Below are 26,351 nucleotides of genomic sequence, written 5' to 3'. Positions count from 1 at the left end.
TATCACGTCGATCTCGTCGCACAATCAGATGCATCATCCGATTCCTACAATTCAATTTCAATCGGCCAACTTTTAAATTTATTTTCCCGGACTGCGAAAGACAACCGGTCGGTAACATACACGAAAATGCCATCTAAATCCGGAATTCCGTGTTTACATAAATATGCTAAACGAATGAATTTCAAAGCTGCCATGCAATTTCAAGCAACTGATGCGCCGATTATGTCTGGAATGATTAATTCGCCTGCCGGTAGCGCCGTTCGGCCGCATGGCGTTCGGATGTCGGCGGGATTTCGGCCCGCACCGCGCGACGGGCTGCCTGTATCGATCCGCTACGGGCGGCCCAACGCGCCATTCGTCCGCGCGGTCACTTCGCGGCGATAGCGGTTCAGTTCCTGCGCGGTCGCGAACGTGCGCTCGAACAGGATCGACAGGTTGTGCAGGATCCGCTCGACGACCTTCTTCTCCCACTCGCCGTCGAAACGGATCTGCTCGTCGAGCCAGCGCTCGAGCCATTCCGGATCGGGCAGGCGCGACTGCACGGTGTCGCGCGGGAACAGCGCCTGGTTCACGTGCAGGTTGGTCGGGTGCAGCGGCTTCTCGGTGCGGCGCGCCGACGCCATCAGCACGCCGATCTTCGCGAATGCGGCGCGGGCGACGTCGCCGCAGTTGTTCAGCGCTTTCTTCATATAGCGCAGGTACGCGCCGCCGTGACGCGCTTCGTCGCGCGAAATCGTTTCGTAAATCTGCTTGATGACGGGCTCGGTGTGCCAATCGGCCGCGCAGCGGTACCAGTGGTTCAGGCGGATTTCGCCGCAGAAGTGCAGCATCAGCGTCTCGAGCGGCGGCGCCGGATCGAACTGGAAGCGCACCGCGTGCAGTTCCGCTTCGGTCGGCACCATCTCCGGCTTGAAGCGGCGCAGGTATTCCATCAGCACGAGCGAATGCTTCTGCTCCTCGAAGAACCACACGCTCATGAACGCGGAGAAGTCGCTGTCGTGCCGGTTGTCGCGCAGGAACATTTCCGTCGCGGGCAGCGCCGACCATTCGGTGATCGCGTTCATCCTGATCGTCTCGGCCTGCTCGTCGGTGAGCAACGCGGCATCGAACCGGTTCCACGGAATGTCCTTCTCCATGTCCCAGCGAACCGCTTCGAGCGATCTGAACAGTTCCGGATAGAGCATCGTCGTCCCAAGATAGTCGGCAGCGGTAGTCATGCCGATTGCGTGGACGCCGGCGCAACCGCTTCGGCATCGGGCTCGCGATCGTCCCGATCGTCGTCCACCGAGCGAGGCGTCAGCCGGCCGCGCAGCAACGCGTAGTAGAACTGCCGGTACGTGCGGTGGTAATAGCGGATGCGCGGCGCGATCGCGCCATGCAGATCGTGCAGGCGCTCGATCGGCAGGTTCGGCATCATGTGATGCTCGACGTGATAGTTGTTGCCGTTCGTGAACCATGTCATGAACGCATTGCTCTCGATCGTCCTCGTGTTGCGGAACGGGTCGGTGCTCGTCAGGTCGCAGCGGTAGTGCTCGGGCATCTCGACCAGCGCATGCACGGGCGCCGCGACGCACACGAGCGGCACGACCCACACCCAGACGACGCACCACGAGTGCAGCGCGAACGACAGCGCGGCCAGCAGCGCGATCGCCGCCGCCATCAGCAGGTAGTCGCGGCGGATCGCACGCGACACGAGCGCGTTGTCGCCGAAGCGCGCGCCCGGCACGACGAGCTTCGCAACGCTCTTCGCGAACTGGATATAGTGCGCGGCCATCGACAGCCGCCACGCCCACAGCCCGACATTGACGACCGGGCGCGCGCCGTACTGGTCGCCGTAGTCGAAGAACTCCTTGTTCTCCGGCGTGCCGAGCAGCCGGTGATGGCGCAGGTGGCTGTCCTGGTACGCGTGGAACGACACGAGCATCGGCATGCCGAGCAGCACGCCGAACACCATGTTCAGGCGCTTGCTGCGGAACCCCTGGTAATGCAGCGCCTGGTGCTGCAGTTCGACGCCGTGCGCATACATCGCACCGATCAGCAGGATGCCGAAGATCTTCAGGATCACGAGCGCCGACAGCGCGAACATCATCCCGTGCGCGATGAGCGCGACGTACACCGCCAGCTTCAGCGAGAAGACCACGCCGCTCGGGCGGCTCTTCATGTCTGCAACCGATTTCGTTCGGGCGACCAGCGATGAGGTGACGGACAAGACGCTCTCCTTGAGCCGGGCCCCGCCCGGCACGATGACGCGGCGGCGCTGGCGCGCTGCCGGGATGCAATTCTTCTGTGAGTCGATGTTTCGGACAAACGAATTTTCCGAACGCATTGCATGACGCCTGCGCATGAGCGCACCACATCGTGAACTAGACGACCGGTCGAATGAGACAGACCAGTCACCTAGCGCGTATTCATCGTTCACGCTGATAACGAATGTGCGCTGCCCCGAGTGGATGCGCTCCGCTCATGCATAGCCTGCATAGATTCCGTTTGTCGCGGCCGATCGATCCGGCAAGAATCCACCTCACTCGACGAACGGCGCCGCCGGCACCGTGGCGCGAGCGGCCGTGTTCCGCAACGGGAGAACCCTCGTGACGAAGTACGCATCGACCATTCATCGCCTGATCGAATCGCTCGAGGACGTCGCGGGCGCCATGCATCGCATGACGTTCGTCGACGATGCGGGCAACGAAGCCGGCGTCACGTACCGGCGCTTCGCGGAAGCGGTGTTTCATCAGGCCGGCGCGCTGCGCGAGCTCGGTGTGCGCGAGAACGATCTGGTGATGCTGGCGCTGCCCGCGTCGGTCGAACATGCGGTCGCGATGATGGCCTGCGTGATGACGGGTGCGCTGCCCTGCACCGTGTCCGTTCCCGCACGGCGCGCGGCGGCCGGACGGCAGGTGATCGACGTCGCGTGCGAACTGTACCGGCCGCGCATCGTCGTCGCCGCGGATGCGCAGGCCGCCGCGTGGCGCGACGACGCGTTTCCCGCGGCCTCAACGCGCGTGGTCGATCTCGCGACGCTGTCGAATGCCGCCGACGCCGGCGCGCGCGCACTGATCAGCGCGAAGAGCGGCAGCGATCCGCATCATGTGCAGCTCACGTCCGGTTCGACGTCGCATCCGAAGGCCGCGGTGCTCAGCCACGAGAACGTGATCGCGAACGTGCTCGGCATCGGCGGCTCGGTGCGCTTCGATATCGCGGCCGGCGACGGCACCGCGTCGTGGCTGCCGCTCTATCACGACATGGGGCTGCTCACGCTGCTGTCGAACCTGCATTACCGCGCGCCGCTGCTGATGATGCAGCCGAACAGCTTCATCCGGAATCCGCTCGGCTGGTTGAAGCGCATCGCGTCGGCGCGCGCGACGACGACGTCGGTGCCGACCTTCGCGCTGCGCTACTGCGTGCGCCGCTTCAATGCGGCCGCGATGATCGGCGTCGATCTGTCCGCGTGCCGCAACATCTTCATCGGCGGCGAACGCGTCGACGACGCGACGCTGCGCGATTTCGCCGCGACGTTCGCGCCGTACGGCCTGGCGGCATCGGCGCTGCAACCGTGCTACGGGATGGCCGAATCGACGCTCGCGGTATCGATGCATCGCGCGTGGCACGAAGGCGCGGTCGACCGCGCGCCGTACGTGATCGCCGACACGCTCGACCGGCGCGCGCTGATCGAGCGCCGCGACGCGCAGCCGGCCGCCGCGAACGACGGTCGCGAGACGGACACCGAAACGGTGCTCGCGATGGGCACGCCGATCGACGGGATGGCGTTCCGCATCCTCGACGACGGCGACCACGCGCTGGCGAACCGCGCGGTCGGCGAAGTCGCGATCCGCGGCACGTCGGTGATGCTCGGCTACCTGAACCCCGACGACGGCACGATCGCCGCGCCGCTGACGGCCGACGGCTGGTTCCGCACGGGCGACATCGGCTACGTCGCGGACGGCCAGCTGCATATCCTCGGCCGCAAGAAGGAAGTCATCATCATTCGCGGCAGCAACTATTTCCCGCACGAGATCGAGGAAGCGCTGGCGTCGCACAGCGCGCTGCGCAAGAGCACGTGCATCGCGTTCGGGCTGCCCGATCCCGAAACCGGCACCGAGCGGCTGGTCGTCGCGATCGAGGCGCGGCCCGTCGACGCGACGCCGCAAACGCGCACCGAGTGCCAGCAGCTGCTCGCGTCGCGCATCGGCTTCGCCGCGCAGGATCTGTGTTTCGTCGAGCCCGGCTCGCTGCCGCGCACGACGAGCGGCAAGCTGCAGCGCGTGAAGTGTCGCGATCTCTATGCGAACGGCGCGCTGCCCGTCATCGCAGCACCGGTTGCCGTCGAAGCGGGCCAGGGAGCATTCGCATGACGGCCGCGCCCCTGGCCCCGGTGCTCGAGCTGCGCGACGTCACACGCACGTACGAAGGCGCGGGCCGCGTCGTCGCGGTGCGCGACGCGACGATCTCGATCGCCCGGCGCGACGTCGTCGCGCTCGTCGGTCCGTCGGGCAGCGGCAAAAGCACGCTGCTCAACCTCGCCGGCTTTCTCGACGTGCCGACGAGCGGCGAACGCTGGCTCGAAGGCCGCCGCATCGACGATGCGCCGGACACGCTCGAACGGATTCGCCGCGAACGCATCGGCTTCGTATTCCAGCAGTTCAACCTGATACCGGTGATGTCGGCGCTCGAGAACGTCGAGCTCGGCTGCTTCGCATGGGGCACGCCGCGCACGCGGCGCGAACGCGCGCGCGCGATGCTCGACGCGGTGGGGCTCGCCGCGCGCGAACGACATCGCCCCGGCGAGCTGTCCGGCGGCGAACAGCAGCGCGTCGCCCTGGCCCGCGCACTCGCCAAGGAGCCGGCGATCGTGATCGCGGACGAGCCGACCGCGAGCCTCGACAGCACGAATGCGCGGGCGGTCGCCGAGCTGATCCTCGACACCAATCGCACGCTGGGCACCGCCTTTCTGATTGCGTCGCACGACGATCGTCTGTGCGCGCACCTGCCGCGCCGCATCGAGATGCGCGACGGCGTACCGGGAGTGAATCGTGAACTGGTCGACGTTTGCGTGGCGTAACCTCTGGCGCAACCGGCGCCGCACCGTGCTGACGATGGCGATGATCGGCGTCGCCGCGTTCGCGTCGAGCCTCGCGCTCGGCTACGTGATCGCGACGTTCGATGCCGTGCGCGAAGGGTCGATCGACAGCGGCGTCGGCCACGTGCAGGTGCTGCATCACGGCTACCTCGACCTGATCGGCGAACGGCCGCTGCAATACGGGCTGACCGCCGACGAACAGGCCGCCGCCACGCAGGCGATTGCAAAGGTGCCCGGCGTCGCGACGACCGCGCGCGGCATCGACTTCGACGGGCTCGTATCGAACGGCGATCTCAGCTACGGCTTCGTCGGCGAAGGAATCGAACCGAACCGCGAGCCGCCCGGCTTCTTCGACTATCACACGGTACTGTCGGGCCGCTATCTGTCGCCGACGAACGCGGGGACCGAAGTCGTCGTCGGCGCCGAACTCGCACGCAAGCTCGGCGTGCACGTCGGCTCGGTCGTGCAGCTGATGGCGTCGACCGCGCACGGCGGCATCAACGCGACCGACGCGCAGATCGTCGGCGTGATGAGCACCGGCAACAAGGACGTCGACGAACGGATCGTCAACGTGACGTTTACGGCCGCGCAGGCGCTGCTGCGCACCGACCGCGCGTCGCGCATCGCGGTGTTCCTCGAGGACACCGCCGGCACGACGGCCGCCGCTGCGACGCTGCGCACCGCGCTGCCGACGCTCGACGTGCGGACCTGGGACCAGCTCGTGTCGCTCTATCACCAGGTCGTCGCGCTGTACAAGAACCAGTTCTCGGTGTTCGGCGCGATTCTGTGCGTGACGATCCTGCTGTCGATGAGCAACTGGATTTTGATGAGCATCGTCGAGCGGCGCCGCGAGATCTCGACGCTGCGCGCGCTCGGCGTGCCGGCCGCGACGGTGCGCGGCGTGCTGATCCGGGAAACCGCGCTGCTCGGCCTGCTCGGCGCGGCCGCCGGCATCGCGCTCGCGCTGTTGACGATGGTCGCGCTCAATCACGCGCAGATCCACCTGCCCGCACCGCCCGGCCGCGTGAAACCGATCCTGCTCGAATTCACCGTATCGCCCGTCGCCGTGGCCGCCGTCGAAGCCGCGTTCGTCGTGCTCGGCGTGGCCGCGGCGCTGCTCGCGACGATCGGGCTCGCGAAACGCAACATCCTCGAAGGACTCGCCCCATGAACCGCATTCGCCTTACGTTCGCCGCGCTCGTCGCGTGCGTGCCGCTCGCCGCGCACGCGGCCGACACGCCGACGGCCCAGACCATGCTCGCCCGTGCCGACGCATACCGCAGCACGGCCGCCGATACGCAGACGAACATCCGGATCACCAACGAGGTCGGCGGACAAGCCGGCGACGCGACGCGCTATCTCGTCTACACGCGCGGCAACGGCGACACGCTCGCGCTGACGCGCAGCGGCGAGAACGACGGCCAGAAATACCTCGCGACGACGCGCGGGCACTGGTTCTACGTGCCGAACACGCGCAGCGCGGTGCGCATCAACGGGATGCAGCGGCTGCAAGGGGAAGTCGTGATCAGCGATATCACGCGCACGCACTGGGCGGACAGCTATCGCGCGACGGCCGTGCCGGGCACGACGCCGATCGCCGGCAAGCCGGCCACCGAGCTCGACCTGAGCGCGACCGATCCCGACAACGTGTACCCGACGATCAAGCTGTGGGTGACGCCCGACACCGACGTGCCGGTGCGCGCGCAGTTCTTCCTGGCGAGCGGCCTGCTGTTTCGCAGCGCCGACTTTTCGGCTCCGGTCGACGCGAACGGCCGCAAGGTGATCCGCAAGATCACGTATCGCAACGAGGTCGAGAAGCAGCGCGCGAGCGTCGTCGACATCCTCGACGGCCAACCGCGCAAGATTCCGTCGGGCTGGTTCAATCCCGACACGCTCGCCGATGGCCAGTGAGTACGACGCCGATGCCGACGCTCATCGTGACCGCCTCCGTTCGTCGCCCGACCGCGCAAGCCGCACGTCCTGCGGCTGGCCCGGCGTCGCGCTCGCGATCCCGCTCGCGCTCGGTTGCACGCTCGCGCACGGAGCATCGCTGATGGATCAGCTCGGCACGCTCAACGGTATCGGCTACGCGCGCTCCGTCGACAGCATGGACGGCCGCGCGCTGCTCGGCCGCCTGATCGGCGACTCGCCGCGCAACCAGCAGGAAGCCGGCCTGCTCGCACGCATCGACGGCGAGAACCTGTTCGTGAACGCGCGCGTCGTCGCCAGCAACCATTCGCTCGGCGCGCAGGCGAGCCGCTTCAACGAAGCGGGCGTGCGCTACGCGTTCGACAACGGCATCACGCTGACGGCCGGCAAGCGGATCGATACGCTCGACACGTCGCAGGCGTTCTTCCCGCTCGGCTTCTTCCAGAAGCGGGCCGCGACGGCCGACATCTACGATCGCTACGGCGACGTCGAAGGCACGCCGCTCATCGAAGCGAAATGGGCCGGCGAACAGACCACGCTGCAGTTCATCGCCGGCGAGAACCGCACGTTGCGCAACGACGTCGACAACCGCGACGTGCAGGGCGCGACGCAACTCGTGCGCGGCGCGTACAACGGGTCGGGCGGCTCGGCCGCGCTGCTCGCGGGCCGTCACGCGGGCCGCGGCGGCGCGGGCGCGACGCTGTCGTTCGACGTCGCGCGCTCGAACACCGTCTATGCGAGCGCGTGGCTCGAGCGCGGCACGACGCGGCCGCTGCCCGCGTTCATCGCGAACGGCACGCCGCTCGATTCGGCCGCCGCGTACGACGCCGTCGATCGCCGCAACGATCGCCAGTACATGTGGCGCAGCGCGGTCGGCATGCAGAGCGCGCTGCCCGGCAATCTGTCGCTGATCGTCGAGTGGTCGCACGACGAAGCGCGTTACGACGCGAGCCAGTGGCGCCGAATGGTCGGCGCGGTGCAGGCGAACAACGCGCTGCTGCCCGTCGCGCCCGGCGCCGCGCTGGCCGGCCTCGGCGGCACGGCCAACTTCGTGAGCGTCGACGGCAGCCTGCGCGACTACCTGTTCGCGCGGCTCGGCAAGAAGGTCGGCCGCGTCGAGTATTCGCTGCGCGGCGTCTATTCGCCGCAGGACAAGGGCCTGCTCGCGATCGCGCAGGTCGTCGCCGACGTGAACACACGCGTGAGCGTCGATGTCGCGCTCACCCACGCCTTCTCCGACAGCCAGTCCGAGTACCGGATGGTCGGCCTCGGCACCCGCATCGACGCCGCCGTGCGCGTGCGTTTCTGACAGGAACCCTGCCATGTCCACGCTTTCCGCCCCCGCCCCGATCGCACCGCCGCTGCTGCTGCGCGTGGCCGACCAGGCTGCGTATCCGGTGCTGCGCCACCTCGACGCGATCGGCACGCCGCCGCGCGCGGCGGCCCGGCTCGTCGAAGCCGCCGCCGTGCGGCTGCTCGACAGCGAGATGGTGATCGCGCTGCGCGCCGCCACGCCGGACGTGCTGCCCGACGCGTCCGCGTCGACACCGCTGCGGCACGACGAGGCGCCGCTCACCGAAGCGCTGCTCGAGCAGATCGACCGCGAAGGGTTTCATCACCTGTTCAAGCCGTTCATGCGCGCATTCATCCGCATCATGTTCGGGCTGTTCTTCTCCGACGACCAGAACCGCCGTGCATGCGCGTGCATCGACGCCGGCCACAACTTCGCGTTCCTGATGAGCGACGGTGGCGGCCCGACGCTGGCCGCCTGGCGCACCGTCGTACGTAGCGACGACAACGGGCTCGCGCTGACCGTCGACAAGGTATGGGGCATCGAGGCGCATCGCGACTGCATGGCCGTCGTCGCCGCGCGCCTGCCGGGCGTGATGTTCCCGGCCGCCTATCTCGTGTGGCCCGAAGAGTATCGAAAACTGAAACGCACGACCTGCGGCGCGCCGTTCCTCGCGGGCAACCTGCAGCTCGCAAACGTCGGCGGCCAGGTGCGCGTCGCCGCCGAGGATCGGCTGCGGATCGGCGGGCCGACCGTCTTCAACAAATACCTGACCGTGGTGCGACCGTACTTCGTCCGCGCGCTGATGGCACACGTCGGCTGGCTCGAACGGACCGGCCGCGTCGAACTCGATGCCGACGCGCGCGCCGTGCACCGCTTCATCGCGGACGCCGCGCGCACCCAGACCGACGACGCGCACTACAGCTTCGGCAAGGTGCAGCGCGTGCTCGCGATCAAGCTGCTGTCGAACGAGTTCCTGAGCGCGCTCGTGCGCGACGGCAAGGTGCCGCTGTTCGACGACCAGCGCGACCTGCTGGCGTTTTCGAAGATGGAAGGCAGTTCGTACCGTTGTTATCACGAGCTTCGCAAGAGCCTGCGCTGCGAAGCCGGCAGTTGATCCACGCGACAGGCCGATCGATCCCGATCCATTCAACTCAACTCCAGGAGCTCCCCTCATGACGACCCAGAACGTTCCGGCCGACGCGCTCGACATCCTGTCCCGCGAAGTCGCGAAGATCCTCAACGTCGAAACCGTCGACACGGACGCCGGCATCGGCGAACTCGGCATCGATTCGCTGAACATCGTCGAGCTGATCGTGTTCTGCGAACAGCTTTACGGTTCGATCGATCCGGAAGCGCTGAACATCACGCAGTACACGACGCTGCAGCAGCTCGACGCGCAACTGCGCAGCCAGCAGCACGCGGCCTGATACGGCGATGCTCGCGCCCCTTGCCCCCGTGGCGACCGCCGCCATCGAGCCGGCCCCGGCGACCGCGCTGACCGTGCAGGCGCTCGCGTACCGGCGCGTCGCGCCGTCGCGCGACGGCGCGGCGGTGCCGCTCGACGACACGGCGCGCGCGATCGGCACGCTCGCGTGCGCCGAGCGCGAGCGGCTGTGCGGCGCGGTCGGCGCGGACGACTACGTGGTCAGCTCGACGATCCTGTCGATGCTGCTGATGAACGATTCGCCGCAGCATCGCGTGTTCGCGCAGGCGCTGGCCGGCGCGAACGACTACACGCCCGACTGGATGACCTGCTCGTACGAATGCGCGGGGTGGGGCTACGTGCTGCGCCGCACGCTCGCGACCGCGGCCGAGACCGGGCCGCGCACGCTGCTGCTGCAGATCGTCGACATCGACGTGCACGGCTATACGTACTGGCACGGCAATCCCGCATGGGGGCGCTCGGGCTTCGGCGTCTGCACGCTGCTCGTCGACGTCGGCCGCGAACCGGCGCAGTCGGTGATCGCCGACGCCGCGCCGCCGTCCAGTGCGGTCGTGCGGCTCGGCCGCGACATCCGCACGTTCTGCGCGGCGCGCCCGGGCCTGCACGCGGCGTTGCCGTTCTTTCCGGCGACGTCGCGGCGCGCGCTGCTCGCGTCGGTCGGCAAGACGCCGCTGCTGCCGGACGGCCACGGCGTGTTCGGCCATGCGTTCGGCAGCGACCCGTGGCTGTCGGTGCTGCTCGCGCGGCGCGACGGCGACACGCCGCGCCGCGCGGCCGTCTGCTCCCTCGCGCTGAACGGCTATTACGCGATCGCGGACGTCGCGTTCGCGCCGGACGCGACGTTCTCTCTCGACGGCGAGGCGTGACATGGTGCGACCCGTTCACTTCACCTACCGGATCGAGCGCGATGCGCGCCAGCCGGTCGCGGTCGCGGCCAGCGCATACCGGATGCCGCTCGACACGCCCACCGACTACGCACGCGCCGCGCTCGCGGAAGCGGCCGGCGATGCGTACGACGCTGGCAATACGTCGGACGCGGCCGACGGCGAACGCCGCGTGCTGCTCGACCACGTGCAGTATTTCGCATTCCTCGCGGAAATCACCGCGCGGATTCGCGACGCGGTGCACCCGGACGCGCGCCTGTTCATCGAAGTGTGCGCGCCGTATTTCGGTGCGCTGCCGGCCGAACTGCTCGCGCCGCACGTGCTGCTCGGCGTGCACCTGTACGACGAAGCCTTGCGCGATGCCGCGCGCGGCGCGCCGGTCGTCTGGATCGGCGACCGCATCCTGCGCGATGCGGAATTCGCCGGCGACAACCGCGTGTGCTGCGCGATCTGGCCCGCGCGGCTCGCCGATGCGTTCGACGCGCAACTGCGCGGCGCGTGGCCGGCGTTCGCGATCCGGCTCGAGCCGCACCCCGGCGCGTCGCGCGCCGCCCCATTCACCGATTCCGCCCATCATTCCGGCGCCGCCGCGCGGCCGGGGAGACCCTGATGAACGACACGCTTACCGTGATGCAGGACACGGCCGATATCCGCTGGTCGATGCCCGTCGATGCGCTGATGTCGAACGACTACGCGCTGCGCGAAGAGGCGCTGAACCGGCTGTACGAGAAGGCTAAGGCCGCGCAGTGGGACGTCGCGACCGACGTCGACTGGCGCCACGACCTCGACCCGGCGAACCCGCTCGGCATGCCCGACCCGACGCTGCTGATCTATGGCACCGAACTGTGGGGCAAGCTGGCCGACGCCGACAAGCGCGAGGTACGCCACCACGCGCAGGGCTGGCTGCTGTCGCAGATCCTGCACGGCGAGCAGGCTGCGCTGATCTGCGCGTCGAAGCTCGCGTCGGCCGAGAACGGCCTGAGCGCGCGGCTGTGCGCGGCCGCGCAGATGATGGACGAAGCGCGCCACGTCGAGGCGTACGCGAAGCTCGTCAACGAGAAGCTCGACGTCAGCTACCCGATGAGCCGCTCGCTGAAGGGGCTGCTGCACGACACGATCACGAGCAGCGCGCTCGACATGACGAACCTCGGGATGCAGGTGCTGGTCGAGGGCATCGCGCTGTCGATCTTCCAGAGCGTCGTCGCGTACAGCACCGACCCGTTCATCAAGGACCTGTTCCTGCGGATCCAGCGCGACGAAGCGCGTCACTTCGCGGTCGGCCGGATCACGCTGTGCCGCGTGTACGCGGAGATGAGTTCGCACGAGCTGCGCGAGCGCGAGGAATTCATCTGCGAAGGCGCGGCCGTGCTGTACGAGCATCTGTGCGCGGACGACATCTGGGAGCCGATGGGACTGTCCAAGCGCGAATGCAGCGCGATGGTGCGCGAGTCGCCGGTATCGAGCTCGATCCGCCGCTCGATCTTCCGGCGCCTGGTGCCGACGATCCGCGAGATGGGCCTGCTCACGCCGACCGTGCAGGCGACCTTCGAAAAGCTCGACGTCCTCGACTACGCGGCGATGCCGCTCAACTGACATGACGATGCCCTCCTCCCCCGCATCCCGCGACGCCGGCTTCTGGATCGGCATCGACGCGGTGGCCTACGAGCTGCCGGGCCCGCCCGTCGATATCGAAGCCTGGGCCGCCGAACGCGACTATCCAGCCCAGCGGGCGGCCGCGATCGCGCAGTCGGGCAGCCGCTATTTCCACATGGCGCTCGACACGAGCGAGACCGATCTCGCGATCGCGGCGGTCGGCCGGCTGCTCGATACCGCGCGCGTGCCTCCGTCCGACGTCGGCGCGATCGTGCATGTGCACACGCAGCAGTTCAGCGTGCCGCCCGCGCCGCGCAGCCTGCCGCACGAAGTGGCCGCGCGCTTCGGCATCGAGCCGCTGTGGCTCGGCTCCGTCGCGCAACTGAACTGCGTATCGGTCGCGGCCGGCATCGAAACCGTGCGCGCGCTGATGCGCCGCCATCCGCAGATCGACGCGGCGCTCGTCGTGTCGTCCGACCGCGTATACGGCGAGGATTACCGGATGCGGCAGATGACGGGCGTGCAGTGCGACGGCGCGGCCGCGATGCTGATCGCGCGCAACAGCACGAAGAACCGGCTCGGCGGCATTGCGATCGAAACGCATGCGAAATGGCATCGCGGGTCTGACACGGTCGCCGCGAACGAGGCCGACCTGATCATGATGGAGTGGCCGTACACGCGTCGTGCGATCGACGCGGCCGTCGCGCTCGAACCGCATGCGCTCGACGCATACGACCTCGTGCTGCCGCACAACGCCGACCTGCCCGGCTGGAGCGCGCTGTGCCGCGCGATGCGCGTGCCGGCCGAGCGGCTCTATGCGGACAACATCCATGCGCGCGGCCACGCGTGCTGTTCGGATTTCCCGATCAACCTGGCCGACGTCGGGCTCGATGCGGTCGCGCACGGCCGGCGCGTGCTCGGCGTGATGCAGTCGAACTGCGGCGCGTATGCGGCCGCCACGCTCCATCCGGTGAGCCGCCATGACGCCTGAGCGCCCGCTTCCCGCCGCCGATCAGGCGTGGATCGCCGATCTGCGCACGCCGTGCTACGTGTACGAGCCCGAGATCGCGATCGCCCGCTACCGGTCGCTGAAGGCGCGGCTCGGCACGCGGCTGATCGTGTCGCTGAAGGCGAATCCGAACCAGGACATGCTCGCGCGTTGCGCGCATGCGTACGAGGACGGCGTCGAACTCGCGAGCCGCGGCGAACTCGACGCGGTGATCGGCCGGATCAAGACGCCGCGCTACCTGAACAATCCGTCGATGGACGAGATGTTCATGCGCGCGGGGCTCGCGTCGCGCTGCCATTTCGTGCTCGACAACCCGGACGCGGTCGCGCGCTTCGTGCCGCTCGCCCGCGAAGCGGCGGCCGGCGGCAGCACGCCGGGCGCCGTGCTGCTGCGCGTGAACGCCGGCGCGCTGGCGGGTGAACACGCACGGGCGCTGTGGCACGACCACTTCGGGATGACGCCGAACGAGGCGCACGACGCGGTGCGCACGCTCGTGGCCGCCGGCTTGCCCGTCGCCGGGCTGCATGTGTTCTCCGGCCCGCATTCGTTCATCCGCCAGGACCCGACGCAGCCGGACACGCTCGTGTTGCCCGAACGGCTCGCGGCGCTGGCGCGCGATCTCGCACCGGCCAACGGTGCGCCGCTCGCGTCGCTGAGCCTCGGCGGCGGTTTCGCCGACGATCATCCGGGCGATGCCGCGTTCGAACGCTATGCCGCCGCGCTCGCGCCGCTCGCCGGCCAGTATTCGCTCGCCCACGAATCGGGCCGCGCGATCTTCGCGGATGCGGGCGTGTTCGCGACGCGCGTCGTCGCGGTCAAGACGTGGCAGGACCGCACGATCGCGGTCTGCGACGGCGGGCTGTCGCATGCGTTCCTGCTCGCGCAGACCGAAACGATGATGCGCCGCCTGGCCGCGCCGTCGCTCGTGCGCCGCACGCCCGCGCCGCCGCCCCGTGGCGTGCCGACGCTCTACGTCGGCAGCACCTGCAGCCGCGCGGACGTGATCGGCCGCGACGACACGGGCGCGCCGCCCCAGGTCGGCGACATCGCGGTGTTCGAACGCTGCGGCGCGTATCACCGCACGTACTCGATGGCGCATTTCCTGTCCCACGAAGCCGCGCACGTGTACGTGCGGCCGGCCTGAACCCGAGGAGCCGATCATGAACGCATTGATCAGCATCGCCGACCTGCTCGAACACGGCGCCGAGCGCTGGCCGCATCGTCCGGCGTATGCCGACGGCGGCGGCACCCTGACTTACGACCAGCTCGCGCGCGCGGTTCGGCGCGCCGCCGCCGCGCTCGCCTCGCGCGGCGTGCGACCCGGCGAACGCGTCGCGATCTACGCGCCGAAGCGCATCGAAACCGTGGTCGCGATGCTCGCGGCCAACGCACTCGGCGCGATCTTCGTGCCGGTCAATCCGCAGTTGAAGGAAGCGCAGATCGAACACATCGTCGCCGACAGCGGCGCCGCGCTGTTCGTGACCGGCGCGCAGCGGCTCAAGCGCCTGCCAACACTCGCCGCGCTCGTCGGCGAACGCACGCTGCTGATCGAGGAATTGGCCGATGCGATCGAAGCGGCCGACACCGACGCGCCGGCGTCGGCATCGGCAGCGCCCCCCTTCGGCCGCCCGGTCGACGACGATCCGGCCGCGCTGCTCTACACGTCGGGCTCGACCGGCAAGCCGAAAGGCGTCGTCGTGTCGCATCGCAACCTGGTATCGGGCGCGTTCAGCGTCGCCGCGTACCAGCAGCTCGCCGAAGACGACGTCGTGCTCGGCGTGCTGCCGCTCAGCTTCGACGCGGGCCTGAGCCAGCTGACGACCGCGCTCGCGTCCGGCGCGTGCTATACGCCGCTCGACTTCCTGCAGCCGGCCGAAGTGCCGCGCCATTGCGAAGCGTTCGGCGTCACGTCGATCACCGGCGTGCCGCCGCTGTGGATGCAGCTGACGTCGGCCGGCTGGAGCGACAGCACACGCACGCGGGTCCGCCGCTTCGCGAACACCGGCGGCCATCTCGCGACGCCGCTGCTGCATCGCCTGCAAGCGCTGTTCACGCAGGCGTCGCCGTACCTGATGTACGGGCTGACCGAAGCGTTCCGCTCGACCTACCTGCCGCCCGCGGACGCGGCGCTGCGCCCGACGTCGATCGGCAAGGCCGTGCCGAACGCGGAGATCCTCGTGCTGCGCGCGGACGGCAGCGAATGCGCGGCCGACGAGCCCGGCGAACTCGTGCATCGCGGCGCGTTCGTCACGCTCGGCTACTGGAACCGGCCGGAGCTGACCGCGCAGCGCTTTCGGCCGCTGCCGCGCCGCCACGGCGAAATCCCGCGCCCGGACGTCGCCGTGTGGTCCGGCGACATCGTGCGGCGCGACGCGGACGGCTACCTGTACTTCGTCGCGCGCGGCGACGACATGATCAAGACGTCCGGCTATCGCGTGAGCCCGACCGAGGTCGAGGACGTGCTGTTCGCGCTGCCGCACATCCGCGAGGCTGCCGTATTCGGCGTCCCGCACCCGGCGCTCGGCGAGGCGATCGCCGCGTGCGTCGTGTCGACGCTCGACGCCGACGCGTGCCGCGCCGACATCGCCCGCGCATGCCGCGACGCGCTGCCCACCTACATGAACCCGCTCGTCGTCGAGCCGCTGCCCGCGTTGCCGCGCAACCCGAACGGCAAGATCGACCGACCGGCGCTGAAAGCGCAGTATCGCGACGCGTTCGCGCGCCCGAACCTCGAGGAGACCGCCGCATGACCCTGTCGACGCTCGATGAAACCTGTGTCGGCGCGCCGCGCGTCGCCGCGCCCGGCATGCTCGCGCTGTCCGGCGGCGTCGTGGTGCTGCCGCCCGCCGTCGTGTTCAGTGCGATCCAGGCGCAGGAGCGCCATCCCGGCTACCGGCACCTGCTGCTGCCGCAGGCGCGCTTTGCGCGGCCGCGCGGCCTGGGCGCGCTGACGCCCGACGAAGGCACGCGTCTCGCGCCGGGCGGCCGGCCCGCGCTGCGCGTCGCGCCGCCCGGGCGCAGCCTCGCCGATCTCGCCGCCGATGCCGCGCTCGACCTGCGCGACCAGCTCGGCTCCGGCGCGCTGGCCCGCACGACGCATGTGATCGTCGCCAGTTGCGCGCTCAACGAAGGCATCGGCGACTCGGTCGTCGGCCGCATGCAGTACGAACTCGGGCTGCAGCGCGTGACGCCGTTCGCGCTCGGCCAGAACGGCACGCTCGGCTGGTATTCGGCGCTGATGCTGCTCGACGGGCTGCTGCGCGACGAAGGCGACCAGGCGCTCGTGATCCTCAGCGACAAGTGGCTCTACCCGTTCTTCCGCCAGTTCGGCGACCTGGTCGGCTACGGCGACGCGGCCGCCGCGCTGCTCGTGTCGCGCGCAGGCCCGTCGCCCGAGCCGGCCGCGTGGGGCGGCGTGCGGTCCGTCGCGCTCGAATTCGGGCCGTCGATCGCCGATCCGTGGGCCGATGCGCCGGCCACGCTGCGCGACACGCTCGCGCCGGTCGCCGCGCGCGCGATCCGCCGCGCGCTCGACCAGGCCAACCTGCGTGCGAACCAGATCGACTGGTGCGTGCCGCCCGGCTTCGATCCCGGCTTCGCGGCGCGCGTGGCCGACGCCGCGTCGATTCCGGTCCCCGCGCGCATCCAGCACGACGGGTCGGGCCATCTGTCGTCGGCCGAATCGGCCGCCGCGCTGATCCGGCTCGCGGGCGCGCTCGACGAAGGCGAACGCCGCACGGTGCTCGTATGGGATGCAGCGCTGCATGGCGCGGCGGCAGCAGCCGTCGTCGACCTGGCCGGCGGGCTCGACGCCGCACTCGATATCGAAGGAGACGCATGATGAGCGCCTACAAGGTCAGCCTGCGCGAGCTGCGCTTCTTTCTGTGGGAACTGTTCGAGGCCGACAAGCGGTTCCTGTCGGAACACGGCCTGTACGGCACGCACGATCGCGCGTCGATCGATGCGCTCCTCGAACGCGCACGCGATTTCGCGCTCGACCTCGGCCGCAGCTACCAGCAGGCGGACGTCGAGGGCTGCACGCTGCTCGACGACGGCCAGGTACGGATTCCTTCGCATTTCCACGCGTTGTGGGCGCGCTTTCGCGACGAGTGGTCGAACACGCTGTTCGGCACCGCGCACGGGCTGCCGCCGATCGTCACGCAGATGATCTACGAGATGTTCATGGGCGCGAATCCGTCGTTCATGACGTACGGCGGCTTCACGCGCCCCGCGGTCAAGCTGCTGCAGATGCACGGCACGCCGCACCAGAAGGCGCTGATCGCGCCGCTCGAAGCATACCGCTGGGATGCGTGCTTCTGCGCGACCGAACCGCAGGCCGGCACCGACCTGACCGCGGTCGCGCTGCGCGCGACGCCGCTCGAACGCGACATCTACGCGATCGACGGCGAGAAGGTCTATATCTCGGCCGGCATGCACGAGCTGACGGAAAACACGCTGTACTTCGTGCTCGGGCGCGTCGACACCGCATCGCCGGATTCGTTCTCGCTGTCGTGCCTCGTCGTGCCGCGCTTCTGGCCCGACGAAACGACCGGCGAGCTGCAGCCGAACCACGTCGACTGCATCGGCCTGCCGCGCAAGATGGGGCTGAAGGGCTGCGCGAACACCCATCTCGTGTTCGGCTCGAACGGCACGACGAAAGGCTGGCTGCTCGGCGGCCGCCGCAACGTCGGCCTGCTGCAGCTGATGCCGCTGATGAACCAGGCGCGGATGAGCACCGGGATGTTCGGCGTCGGCGTCGCGTCGAGCGCGTACCTGCACGCGGTCGAGTATGCGGGCCGCCGGCTGCAGGGCCGGCCGATCGAGCGCGCGTCGAACACGAACGCGGCACGCGTCGCGATCGTCGAGCACGCGGACGTGCAGCGCATGCTGGTCGACATGAAAAGCCGCGTCGACGGCTGCCGCGGCCTGCTCGGCAAGCTCGCGGCGACCGCGACGCGCGCGGCGATGCTCGAGGCGACGCCGGACGCCGACCCGGCCGAGATCGAGCGTCATCGCAAGCTGCAACTGCTGCTGACGCCGATCTGCAAGGCGTTCATCTCCGATCAGGCGTGGCGGATCTGCGAAACGGCGATCCAGGTGCACGGCGGGCTCGGCTATACCGATGCGAGCCCGGTCGAGCAGAACGCGCGCGACGTGAAGATCCTGTCGATCTGGGAAGGCACGAACTACATCCAGGCGCAGGATCTCGTGCGCGACAAGCTCGGCTTCGGTCGCCATTCGCGGCTGATCCAGTACTACCGCGACGAACTCGACGCGTTCCTCGCGCAGCAGCATCAACCCGGCACGCATGTGGAATTGCGGCCGCTGTTCGATGCGCTGCGCGCGGGCGCCGACCGCATCGCCGCCGCGCTCGACGACATCGCGCGCGACGTGCAGGACGGCCATACGCATCGCAGCAGCCAGTTCTACACGCGCTTTCTGGAGATGTTCGGCGTGGTCACGTCGGCATGGGTGCTGCTCGAATCGGCGACGATCGCCGCGCGCCGGCTCGATGCGCCGGAAACGGCCGACGCGCCGGCCGAACTCGCGTTCTATCGCGGCAAGCTGAAAAGCGCGCGCTACTACTTCGCGAACGTGCTGCCCGTCGTCGACCAGCACGCGGCCGTGATCGCCGCGATGGCGCACGCGGCGATCAGCGTCAGCAGCGACGAACTCGCCGCGGTGGAATGACATGGACACGACGCTCGATTCCGGCACCTCCGCCACCATCGCCGCGATCGACGATGCGCCGCGCAACCTGCTCGGCCGCCCGGCGACGCGCCATCGCGGCACCGACATCGACGGCGCGACGCTCGACCCCGAAGCGCTGCGCGTGCGCGATCTCGACCTGAACGCGCTGATCGGCGCGACGACGTTCGAAGGCGCGCTCGCGCATCTGTGGTTCGACGTCGCGCCCGGCAGCACCGACCATCGCGCGCACGAGGCGACGATCGGCGCGCGGCTCGCCGCGTTCGCCGACGCACTGGCGCCCGGCTCGGTCGCGCAGTCGGTCGCGGCCGAGCTCGGCGCGGCCGGCGTTGCGCCGGTATTCGCGGCCGCGTCCGGCCTGCTGCGCGGCCTCGACGACGTGACCGCACGCGTACATGGCGCGGCGCCGGACGATGCCGATCTCGACACGATGCTGCGATGCGCGGCCGCCGCACCGTTTCTACTGCATGCGGCGATCGAGGGCCGGCCGTTCGCGGCAGGCGCGGGCGCTGGCAGCACGGCGCTCGACGCAGCGCAGACACAAGCGCAACGCATGCTCGTGCTGACCGGCGCGACGCGCCGCGACGCACCGGCGCAAGCGGCGATGGACATGCTGCTCGTCGCGTGGCACGCGGGCTTCGGCTACATCACGCCGACCGTGCTCGCGCCGCGCGTCGCGATCGGCACCGGCGTCACGCTGACCCAGGCCGTCGCATCCGGCTTTCTCGCGAGCGGGCCGTCGCACGTCGGCGCGGCGCTCGAAGCGATGCAGTGGCTCGCCGCGCTCGCGCAGTCGGTGCCGGGCGGCGCCGGTGCGCGGGCCGCGGCGCTCGATACGGCCGGGCGCGCGGCGATCGACGCGGCGGTCGACGCGAAACGTACGCTGTACGGCTTCGGCCATCCGCTGTTCGTCGCCGATCCGCGTCCGCCGCACATACGTGGCCGGTTGACGGAAGCACGCTTCGACGGCCGATACATGACGCTGTTCGACGCGTGCTGCGCGCAGGCCGACGCGCGCCGCGCGCTGCGGCCGAACATCGATTTCCTGACCGCCGCGACGCTGCTCGAACTCGGCGTCGCCGCGCCGTCATGGGGCGTCGGCGTCGGGCTCGGCGCACGCATCGCGGCGATGGCCGCGCATGCCGTGGAACGGCGCCGCCGCCCGGCGTTCGGCGTCAACAGCGCGACCGCGCGACGGCTGCTGGCCGCCGTGCCGGTCGGCTGGCTGTGAACCCTCACCCTTTCGCACAAGGAACGTCATGCTGCTCAAGAACCTGCGCCCGGCGAACGACTACGATCGCTTCGCCACCGAAACGCTCGAACCGTGGGACCTGCTGTTCATCAGTCGCATCCGCCAGCTCGCGCGCGGGATGACGGCCGGCACGATCGCCGATATCGGCACGGCCACCGGCGTCGTGCCGGTGCGGCTCGCGACCGATCCGGCGATGCGCGGCTGGCGCTACGTCGGCATCGACCTCGATCCGGCGATGCTCGACGAAGGCCGCCCGCGCATCCGCGAACTGGGGCTCGCCGACACGATCGAGATGCGCGTCGGCGACGCACTCGCGCTGCCGTTCGACGACGGCACGCTGACGATGGCGGTCGGCCGCGCGACGCTGCACCACCTGCCCGACAAGGCGCTCAGCCTGACCGAGATGTATCGCGTGCTGGAGCCGGGCGGCATCGCGCTCGTGCACGACATGCGCCGCGACGCGCCGCAGCACCTGCTCGACCGCTTCACCGAGATGCGCGCGGCCGCCGACTATCCGCCGACCCACGTCGAGGAAAAGATCACGCTCGACGAAGCGCATGCGCTGGTGGCCGAAGCCGGCCTGACTGCCGTTGCGTCGATCTACAGCCCGAGCATGGGGCTCGGCGCGCTGGGCTTCGAAATCCTGCTGAAGAAACCGGCGCTGGCCTGAGCGATGACCGATCTCGCCTTCCTCGCCGCGCATGCGGCCGTGCGGCTCGGCGCCGACGACGTGCAGTGCGCGCCGGTCGCGCCCGGCGCGACGCTGCCGCTGTGCGTGACGCCGCGCAGCGCCGAACTCGCGACGTCGCCGGAGATGTTCGTCGCGTGGTACCGCTCGCGGCTCGACACGATCGACACGCTGCTCGATGCATGCGGCGCGCTGCTGTGGCGCGGCTTCGCGGTGCCCGACACCGCCGCGTTCGGCCGCCTCGGCGCGCTGTATCCGGCGCACGCGAACGGTTATACGGCAGGCGCCGCCCCGCGCCGGCAGATCGACGGCCAGGTCTATGAATCGACCCGCATGCCGCCGCCGTTCAGGATCGGGCTGCATCAGGAGATGGCCTACATGCCCGCGTTCCCGCGCCTCGTCGCGTTCTACTGCCGGCAACCGGCCGACGCGGGCGGCGAAACGCCGATCTGCGACATGCGGCGCGTGACCGCGCGCGTGCCGGCCGCGCTGCGCGCGCGGTTCGCCGAGCGCGGCGTGATGTATCTGCGCAATTTCGCGGCGCCGGGCGACCGCGCGGACGGCCTCGCCGCGAACCCGAACCTGCCGTTCGCCGCGTACCACCGGCCGTGGGACGACGCGTTCGGCACGACGGCGCGCGACGAGGTCGAACGGCTGTGTGCGGAACGCGGCGTCGGCTGCCGCTGGCTCGACGACGGCAGCGTGACCGTGTCGCACGTCGGCAGCGCGCTGCGCACGCATCCGCGCACCGGCGAGACGGTGTGGTTCAACCAGGCGAGCGCGCAGCACCCGAACCCGCGTTCGATGGGCGAGCTCAGCTATCGCTACCTGCAGCGCATCTACGGCGCGCGCGCTGCGTTCCCGTACGAGATCCGCTACGGCGACGGCGCGCCGATGCCGTTCGACGATCTGGCGGCAATCTACGACGCGCTCGACGACGAGGAATGCGCGTTCCCGTGGCAGGCCGGCGACGTGCTCGTCGTCGACAACATGCTGGTCGCGCACGGCCGCAACCCGTACCGGGGCGCGCGCGACACGCAGGTCATGCTGTTCGACTGAGGATGCCGACGATGAGCGTTTCGTTTCTTGCGTCCGTGCGCGCGATGTTCGGCCCGCCCGCCGCGTTCGACCGGCCGCAGCGCGCGGGCACGCCGCCGCTGCCCGACGCGCATGCGCCGGGCGCGGCGCTCGGCGCACGCGCGATCGACGTCGCGGCCGGCGACTTCCGCTTGTCCGCGCGCCACGTGCGGTTCCGGCTCGGCGCGATCACCGCGATCGTGGGGCCGAACGGCTCGGGCAAGACCACGCTGCTCGAGACGCTGCTCGGCTTCCGGCGCGGCGGCAGCGACGTGCGCGTGCTCGACGTGCCGGCCGAACGCTTCATGCGCGATTCGCGGTCGCTGCGGCGGCTCGGCGCGCAATTGCAGAAGGTCGAGTATCCGGACCATCTGCGTGTGTCGGAGATCGTCGCGCTGCACCGCGCAATGTACGCGCACACCGATGCGGCGATCACCGACGCGCTCGGCATCGCCGAACTGCTCGACAAGCCGTGCCGCGCGCTGTCGAAGGGGCAGCGCCAGCGCGTGGACCTGTACGTCGCGCTCGCGCACCGGCCGGAGCTGGCCGTGCTCGACGAGCCGTTCACGGGGCTCGACCGCCGCTATGCGGGCGTCGTGATCGACCTCCTGCGCCATCGCGCGAGCGGCACGAGCGTCGCGATGATCTGCCATTCCGACGAAGAGCTGAGCGTGGTCGACGATCTCGTGTGGGTGCGCGACGGCGGCGTGCGCTACCAGGGCGACCAGGACACGCTGCGCGCCAGGCTCGTCGGCGATGCGCGCGCGGTCCTGCATTGCCGCGACGAAGCCGACGCGCGCGCGCTGCGCAAGCGGCTCGCGGCGCTGCCCGGCGTGACCGGCGTGCGCGTATCGGCCGCGCATGTGGTCGAGGCGTTCGGCGATGCGACGCTGCATCCGAACGTGCACCGGATCGTCGGCGAACAGGGCATCCAGCATCTCGCGCTCGCGCCGAGCACGCCGGGCGACCTGCTGCGCCTGTGCACCGAGGGCCCGACCCATGACTAAGGTGTTCCTGATCCTCGTGCGCAACGAGCTGCTCGGCTATCTGCGCAGTCGCTCGTCGCTGTTCTGGACGCTCGTGTTCCCGGTGTTCCTGCTGAGCGTGATGCTGTTCGCGTTCGGCGGCTCGGGCTCGCTCGGCACGGCCGACCTCGCGTTCGACCTGCCCGGCGGCGCGACACCGTACAACCAGGCGTGCCAGGCGCAGATCGTCGCCAGCCTGTCGCACAGCGACACGGTGAAGGCGACCTTCGGCGGGCGCGGCGCGCCGGCCGACCGCGTGACCGTCGTGCTCGGCGCGGACGAACGCACGCCGGCGACGATCCGCTACGACTTCAACGGCTCGCTCGCGGTAAAGGCCGCGTCGCGCGTCGTCGAGATCGCGCTCGCGCGCTGCGCCGCGCAGCAGCTCGGGCTGCCGGCCGCGCAGGCGCGCTTCGAGAACGCCGCCCCCACGCGCCGCCCGTTCGACTATGGCGCATTCTTCGCGACCGGCATCCTGGTGATGGCGTTCATGGCGATCGGCCTCAATTCGACGACCACCGCGATCGCCGCGCTGCGCGAGCGCAATACGTTCAAGCTCTACGTGTGCTTCCCGGTGTCGCGCGGCGTGTTCCTCGCCGCGCTGATCGTCGCGCGGATGGCGATGATGGCGCTGTCGGCGCTCGTGCTGCTGACGGTCGCGCGCGTCGCGTTCGGCATCGCGCTGCCGATCGCGACGCCGGACGGGCTGCGCGCGTTGCCGATCGTGCTGCTCGGCGCGGCGATGGTGCTGAGCATCGGCGTGCTGCTGGCGAGCCGCACGCGGTCGCTCGCAGCCGCCGAACTCGCGTGCAACGTCACCTACTACCCGCTGCTGTTCTTCAGCGACCTGACGATTCCGATGCACGACGCGCCCGCGTGGCTGAAGGCCGGGCTCGCGTTCCTGCCGACCAACCAGTTCGCGGTCGCGCTGCGCGGCGCGCTGGTCGACGGCGCGCCGTATGCGCAGCTCGCGCCGCAACTGCTCGGCATGGCCGCGTGCACCGCGCTGTTCCTGTTCGCCGCCGCGCGGCTGTTCCGCTGGCACGACGCGTGACGCGTCGCCACGCTGTTTCGACGAAGGAGAGACACCGATGAAATCGAACCATCCCATAACCGACTACCTGCTGCACGCGAGCAACTTCCTGCCGGCGATCGTGTTCCTGTTCTACGGCCGGCTCGGCCCCGAGCAGCCGGACCTGCGCTGGACCCATGCGTTCCTGATCGGCGGCGTGCTCGCGCTCGTGCACGGCGCGTGGCTGATGCGCCGCGCGGAGCGCAACAGCATCGCGATCGGCGTCGACCTGTTCCTCGTGATCGGCGCGGTGCTCGCGCTCGTGTCGCCGACAGGTAGCCGTCTGTGGGGCGAGGAACTCGGGCCGGCCGCGATGCTCGTCTGCGTGCTGGTGGTCGGCATCGTGCATACCGCTTGGTCGGACGGCGGCTTCGTCGACGGCACGTTCGTCGACCATGCGCGCACGCGTTCGCTGTCGCTCGTGCTGCTTGCGGTTACCGTCGTCGCGCTCGCGGTGTCGATTGCGATGCGCCACAGCCCGCTGTGGGGCGGCGTCGTGCCGCTGATCGCGCTCGTCGTCGTGCGCGGCCGGCTGCGCAAGCAGCTCGCGCGAGCACGCTGACGATGAACGCGTTGCCCGCACACGCGGCACACGCCGCGCAACGGCACGCGCTCGCCGCGGCGCTCGGCGACGGCTGGCTCGAAGGCACGGCCTGCGAGCCGTATGCGGCCGACGTCATGCAGCACGGCGGCGTGCCGCTCGGCGTCGCGCGGCCGGCATCGACCGCCGACGTGCGCGCGCTCGCCCGCGTCGCCGTCGCGCACCGGATCGCGCTCGTCGCCCAGGGCGCACGCAGCGGGCTCGTCGGCGCCGCCGTGCCCGATCGCAGCGGCACGCAATGCGTGGTGTCGTTCGAGCGGATGCGCGCCGTTCGCGCGTTCGATCCGGCCAATCGCAGCATCACGGTCGACGCCGGCGTGCGGCTGTCCGACCTCAATCGCGTGGCGGGCGAAGCCGGCCTCTGCGTGCCGATCGATCTCGGCAGCGATCCGGCGGCCGGCGGCCTCGTCGGCGCGAACGCGGGCGGCAGCCGCCTGGTCAAGTACGGCGATGTGCGCCGTCACGTGCTCGGCGTCGAAGTCGTGCTGGCGGACGAAGCCGGCACCGTGATCGACGCGCTCGCGCCGCTGCGCAAGCGCAACGCGGGCTTCGACGTCGCGCAATGCTTCATCGGCGCGAACGGTGCGAACGGGCTCGTGACGGCCGTGTCGTTCGCGCTCGCGCCGCTCGAACGGTCGTCGTGCGCGGCGTTCGTCGCGTTCGCGTCGTACGATGCGGCGCTCGCCGGCCTGCTCGCGTTCGAACGCGCATTCGGCGAGATGGTGTCCGCGTTCGAGTTCATGTCGGCGGCGACGGTCGGCTGCGTCGCCGCGGCGTTTCCGGCATTGCGCGTGCCGTTCGAGCCCGGTGAAGCCGGATGCTACGCGCTCGTCGAAATCGCGACCGGCATGCCGGGGCTCGATGCGCTGCTCGAGGAACGCACGGTCGCGACGCTCGATGCGCTCGCGAACGAACGCGTCGTACTCGACGCGGCGTGCGCGCCGGCCGAACGGTTCTGGCGGATTCGCGACGCGCTGCCGGCCGCGGTCGCGCTGGACGGCCTGCCGCTGTCGTTCGACGTGTCGTTTCCGCGCGGCGCGCTGGCCGGATTCGTCGCCGATGCCGAGCAGTGGCTCGCCGCCGCGCATCCGGCGCTGCGCTGTCATGCGTTCGGCCATTTCGGCGACGGCGGCTGCCATCTCGTCGTGTCGATTCCGCCTACCGCGGCGCAACGCTACGGGCCGCTGCAGCAAGTGGCGCTGCGCGGCGCGCTGTACGACCGCGTCGTGCAGGCAGGCGGCTGCTTCAGCGCGGAGCATGGCGTCGGGCCGGTCAATATCGCGTACTACCGCAAGCACGTGCCGGCCGCGCAACGGCAACTCGCGGGCGCCGTCCAGCACGCGATCGATCCGCTCGGCCTGGTCGGGCGGGTCCGTTACTGATGCACCGCTTCGACACCCCACGGAGAATTCGTATGATGTCGCCCCGCCCGCCCAGCCCCGCCGTCGCCGTCGAGCCGGACGACGATCCGTCGTCCGCGGGCATTTCCACGCTGCCCGACTCCGGTGCGATGGTCAACGTGCGCGGCGTCGCGTATGTCATTGAATTGCCGCCGCGTGACCATGCGCGGCCGGCGCTGTGGCGCGAGCTTGCGCACTGGCGCAACGATCGGTCGGGCGATCACGCATCGGATGGCGACGCCGAGCGGGATGCACCGCAGGGTTAGGTGAGCGTTCGCGTCGCTCCGTGCGGCCGTG

At 69.9% G+C, this 26,351-nt stretch carries 25 protein-coding genes; 23 read left to right on the top strand and 2 right to left on the bottom strand.

The window, feature by feature from the left end; genetic code table 11:
- Positions 1-332 precede the first annotated feature (332 nt).
- Positions 333-1,184 carry a ferritin family protein gene (locus KR541_RS31550; protein WP_204384808.1) on the bottom strand — a complete coding sequence of 284 codons (852 nt, stop codon included), beginning with the start codon at positions 1,182-1,184 and terminating at the stop codon, positions 333-335.
- 29 nt (positions 1,185-1,213) lie between these two features.
- The gene (locus tag KR541_RS31545) at positions 1,214-2,161 is read right to left on the bottom strand and encodes a fatty acid desaturase family protein (protein ID WP_050013567.1); all 948 of its coding nucleotides are present in this window, start codon (positions 2,159-2,161) and stop codon (positions 1,214-1,216) included.
- 427 nt (positions 2,162-2,588) lie between these two features.
- On the opposite strand from KR541_RS31545, the gene KR541_RS31540 reads away from it, so the two are divergent.
- From KR541_RS31540 to KR541_RS31430, 23 genes are read left to right on the top strand one after another with little or no spacing between them, the layout of a single operon-like run.
- Positions 2,589-4,352: a fatty acyl-AMP ligase gene (locus tag KR541_RS31540; protein ID WP_239469031.1), complete on the top strand. Its 1,764-nt coding sequence runs from the start codon at positions 2,589-2,591 to the stop codon at positions 4,350-4,352.
- A complete protein-coding gene (locus KR541_RS31535; RefSeq protein WP_050013569.1) occupies positions 4,349-5,059 on the top strand; it encodes an ABC transporter ATP-binding protein in 711 nt (236 codons plus the stop codon). The genes KR541_RS31540 and KR541_RS31535 overlap by 4 nt, the downstream gene beginning before the upstream one ends.
- The gene (locus KR541_RS31530) at positions 5,031-6,248 is read left to right on the top strand and encodes an ABC transporter permease (protein WP_216090046.1); all 1,218 of its coding nucleotides are present in this window, start codon (positions 5,031-5,033) and stop codon (positions 6,246-6,248) included. The genes KR541_RS31535 and KR541_RS31530 overlap by 29 nt, the downstream gene beginning before the upstream one ends.
- Positions 6,245-6,988, top strand: coding sequence for an outer membrane lipoprotein-sorting protein (locus tag KR541_RS31525; protein WP_089490100.1), 744 nt, complete (start codon positions 6,245-6,247; stop codon positions 6,986-6,988). The genes KR541_RS31530 and KR541_RS31525 overlap by 4 nt, the downstream gene beginning before the upstream one ends.
- Positions 6,978-8,315 (top strand): hypothetical protein, encoded by a 1,338-nt coding sequence (locus KR541_RS31520; RefSeq protein WP_216090045.1) that lies wholly within the window; start codon positions 6,978-6,980, stop codon positions 8,313-8,315. The genes KR541_RS31525 and KR541_RS31520 overlap by 11 nt, the downstream gene beginning before the upstream one ends.
- A 13-nt stretch (positions 8,316-8,328) precedes the next feature.
- Entirely contained in the window at positions 8,329-9,414 is a 1,086-nt protein-coding gene (locus KR541_RS31515) for a hypothetical protein (RefSeq protein WP_050013573.1), read from the top strand.
- Positions 9,415-9,472: 58 nt separating this feature from the next.
- Positions 9,473-9,727 carry an acyl carrier protein gene (locus KR541_RS31510; protein WP_006481176.1) on the top strand — a complete coding sequence of 85 codons (255 nt, stop codon included), beginning with the start codon at positions 9,473-9,475 and terminating at the stop codon, positions 9,725-9,727.
- A 7-nt stretch (positions 9,728-9,734) separates the two neighbouring features.
- Positions 9,735-10,610, top strand: coding sequence for a hypothetical protein (locus KR541_RS31505; RefSeq protein WP_050013574.1), 876 nt, complete (start codon positions 9,735-9,737; stop codon positions 10,608-10,610).
- Position 10,611: 1 nt separating this feature from the next.
- Positions 10,612-11,238, top strand: a complete 627-nt coding sequence (locus KR541_RS31500) for a hypothetical protein (protein WP_050013575.1) — start codon at positions 10,612-10,614, stop codon at positions 11,236-11,238.
- The gene (locus tag KR541_RS31495; RefSeq protein ID WP_050013576.1) at positions 11,238-12,221 is read left to right on the top strand and encodes a ferritin-like domain-containing protein; all 984 of its coding nucleotides are present in this window, start codon (positions 11,238-11,240) and stop codon (positions 12,219-12,221) included. The genes KR541_RS31500 and KR541_RS31495 overlap by 1 nt, the downstream gene beginning before the upstream one ends.
- 1 nt (position 12,222) lies before the next feature.
- The gene (locus tag KR541_RS31490) at positions 12,223-13,212 is read left to right on the top strand and encodes a beta-ketoacyl-[acyl-carrier-protein] synthase family protein (RefSeq protein ID WP_050013577.1); all 990 of its coding nucleotides are present in this window, start codon (positions 12,223-12,225) and stop codon (positions 13,210-13,212) included.
- On the top strand, positions 13,202-14,374 hold the full coding sequence (locus tag KR541_RS31485; protein ID WP_204384742.1) for a PLP-dependent decarboxylase: 1,173 nt from the start codon (positions 13,202-13,204) through the stop codon (positions 14,372-14,374). Before KR541_RS31490 ends, KR541_RS31485 begins: the two co-directional genes overlap by 11 nt.
- A 16-nt stretch (positions 14,375-14,390) precedes the next feature.
- On the top strand, positions 14,391-15,980 hold the full coding sequence (locus KR541_RS31480; RefSeq protein ID WP_050013579.1) for an acyl-CoA ligase (AMP-forming), exosortase A system-associated: 1,590 nt from the start codon (positions 14,391-14,393) through the stop codon (positions 15,978-15,980).
- The gene (locus KR541_RS31475) at positions 15,977-17,071 is read left to right on the top strand and encodes a hypothetical protein (protein ID WP_050013580.1); all 1,095 of its coding nucleotides are present in this window, start codon (positions 15,977-15,979) and stop codon (positions 17,069-17,071) included. The genes KR541_RS31480 and KR541_RS31475 overlap by 4 nt, the downstream gene beginning before the upstream one ends.
- Positions 17,071-18,921: an acyl-CoA dehydrogenase family protein gene (locus KR541_RS31470; RefSeq protein ID WP_176015876.1), complete on the top strand. Its 1,851-nt coding sequence runs from the start codon at positions 17,071-17,073 to the stop codon at positions 18,919-18,921. Before KR541_RS31475 ends, KR541_RS31470 begins: the two co-directional genes overlap by 1 nt.
- A gap of 1 nt (position 18,922) precedes the next feature.
- The gene (locus KR541_RS31465; protein ID WP_216090044.1) at positions 18,923-20,170 is read left to right on the top strand and encodes a citrate/2-methylcitrate synthase; all 1,248 of its coding nucleotides are present in this window, start codon (positions 18,923-18,925) and stop codon (positions 20,168-20,170) included.
- A 28-nt stretch (positions 20,171-20,198) separates the two neighbouring features.
- Positions 20,199-20,861, top strand: coding sequence for a class I SAM-dependent methyltransferase (locus KR541_RS31460; protein ID WP_050013583.1), 663 nt, complete (start codon positions 20,199-20,201; stop codon positions 20,859-20,861).
- A 3-nt stretch (positions 20,862-20,864) separates the two neighbouring features.
- Entirely contained in the window at positions 20,865-21,938 is a 1,074-nt protein-coding gene (locus KR541_RS31455) for a TauD/TfdA family dioxygenase (protein WP_050013584.1), read from the top strand.
- A gap of 11 nt (positions 21,939-21,949) precedes the next feature.
- Entirely contained in the window at positions 21,950-22,963 is a 1,014-nt protein-coding gene (locus KR541_RS31450) for an ATP-binding cassette domain-containing protein (RefSeq protein ID WP_050013653.1), read from the top strand.
- Positions 22,956-24,035: an ABC transporter permease gene (locus KR541_RS31445; protein ID WP_124555099.1), complete on the top strand. Its 1,080-nt coding sequence runs from the start codon at positions 22,956-22,958 to the stop codon at positions 24,033-24,035. The genes KR541_RS31450 and KR541_RS31445 overlap by 8 nt, the downstream gene beginning before the upstream one ends.
- A 37-nt stretch (positions 24,036-24,072) precedes the next feature.
- Complete coding sequence (locus KR541_RS31440) at positions 24,073-24,615, top strand: permease (protein ID WP_124555100.1); 543 nt, start codon at positions 24,073-24,075, stop codon at positions 24,613-24,615.
- A gap of 2 nt (positions 24,616-24,617) precedes the next feature.
- Entirely contained in the window at positions 24,618-26,036 is a 1,419-nt protein-coding gene (locus KR541_RS31435) for an FAD-binding oxidoreductase (protein WP_089490108.1), read from the top strand.
- 32 nt (positions 26,037-26,068) lie between these two features.
- Positions 26,069-26,320, top strand: a complete 252-nt coding sequence (locus KR541_RS31430) for a hypothetical protein (RefSeq protein ID WP_176015874.1) — start codon at positions 26,069-26,071, stop codon at positions 26,318-26,320.
- Positions 26,321-26,351 lie beyond the last annotated feature (31 nt).

This window comes from Burkholderia sola, assembly GCF_905400185.1.
Taxonomy (GTDB): domain Bacteria; phylum Pseudomonadota; class Gammaproteobacteria; order Burkholderiales; family Burkholderiaceae; genus Burkholderia; species Burkholderia sola.
Note: the sequence above shows the minus strand (reverse complement) of the source record. Positions and strands in the feature narration are given on the sequence as shown.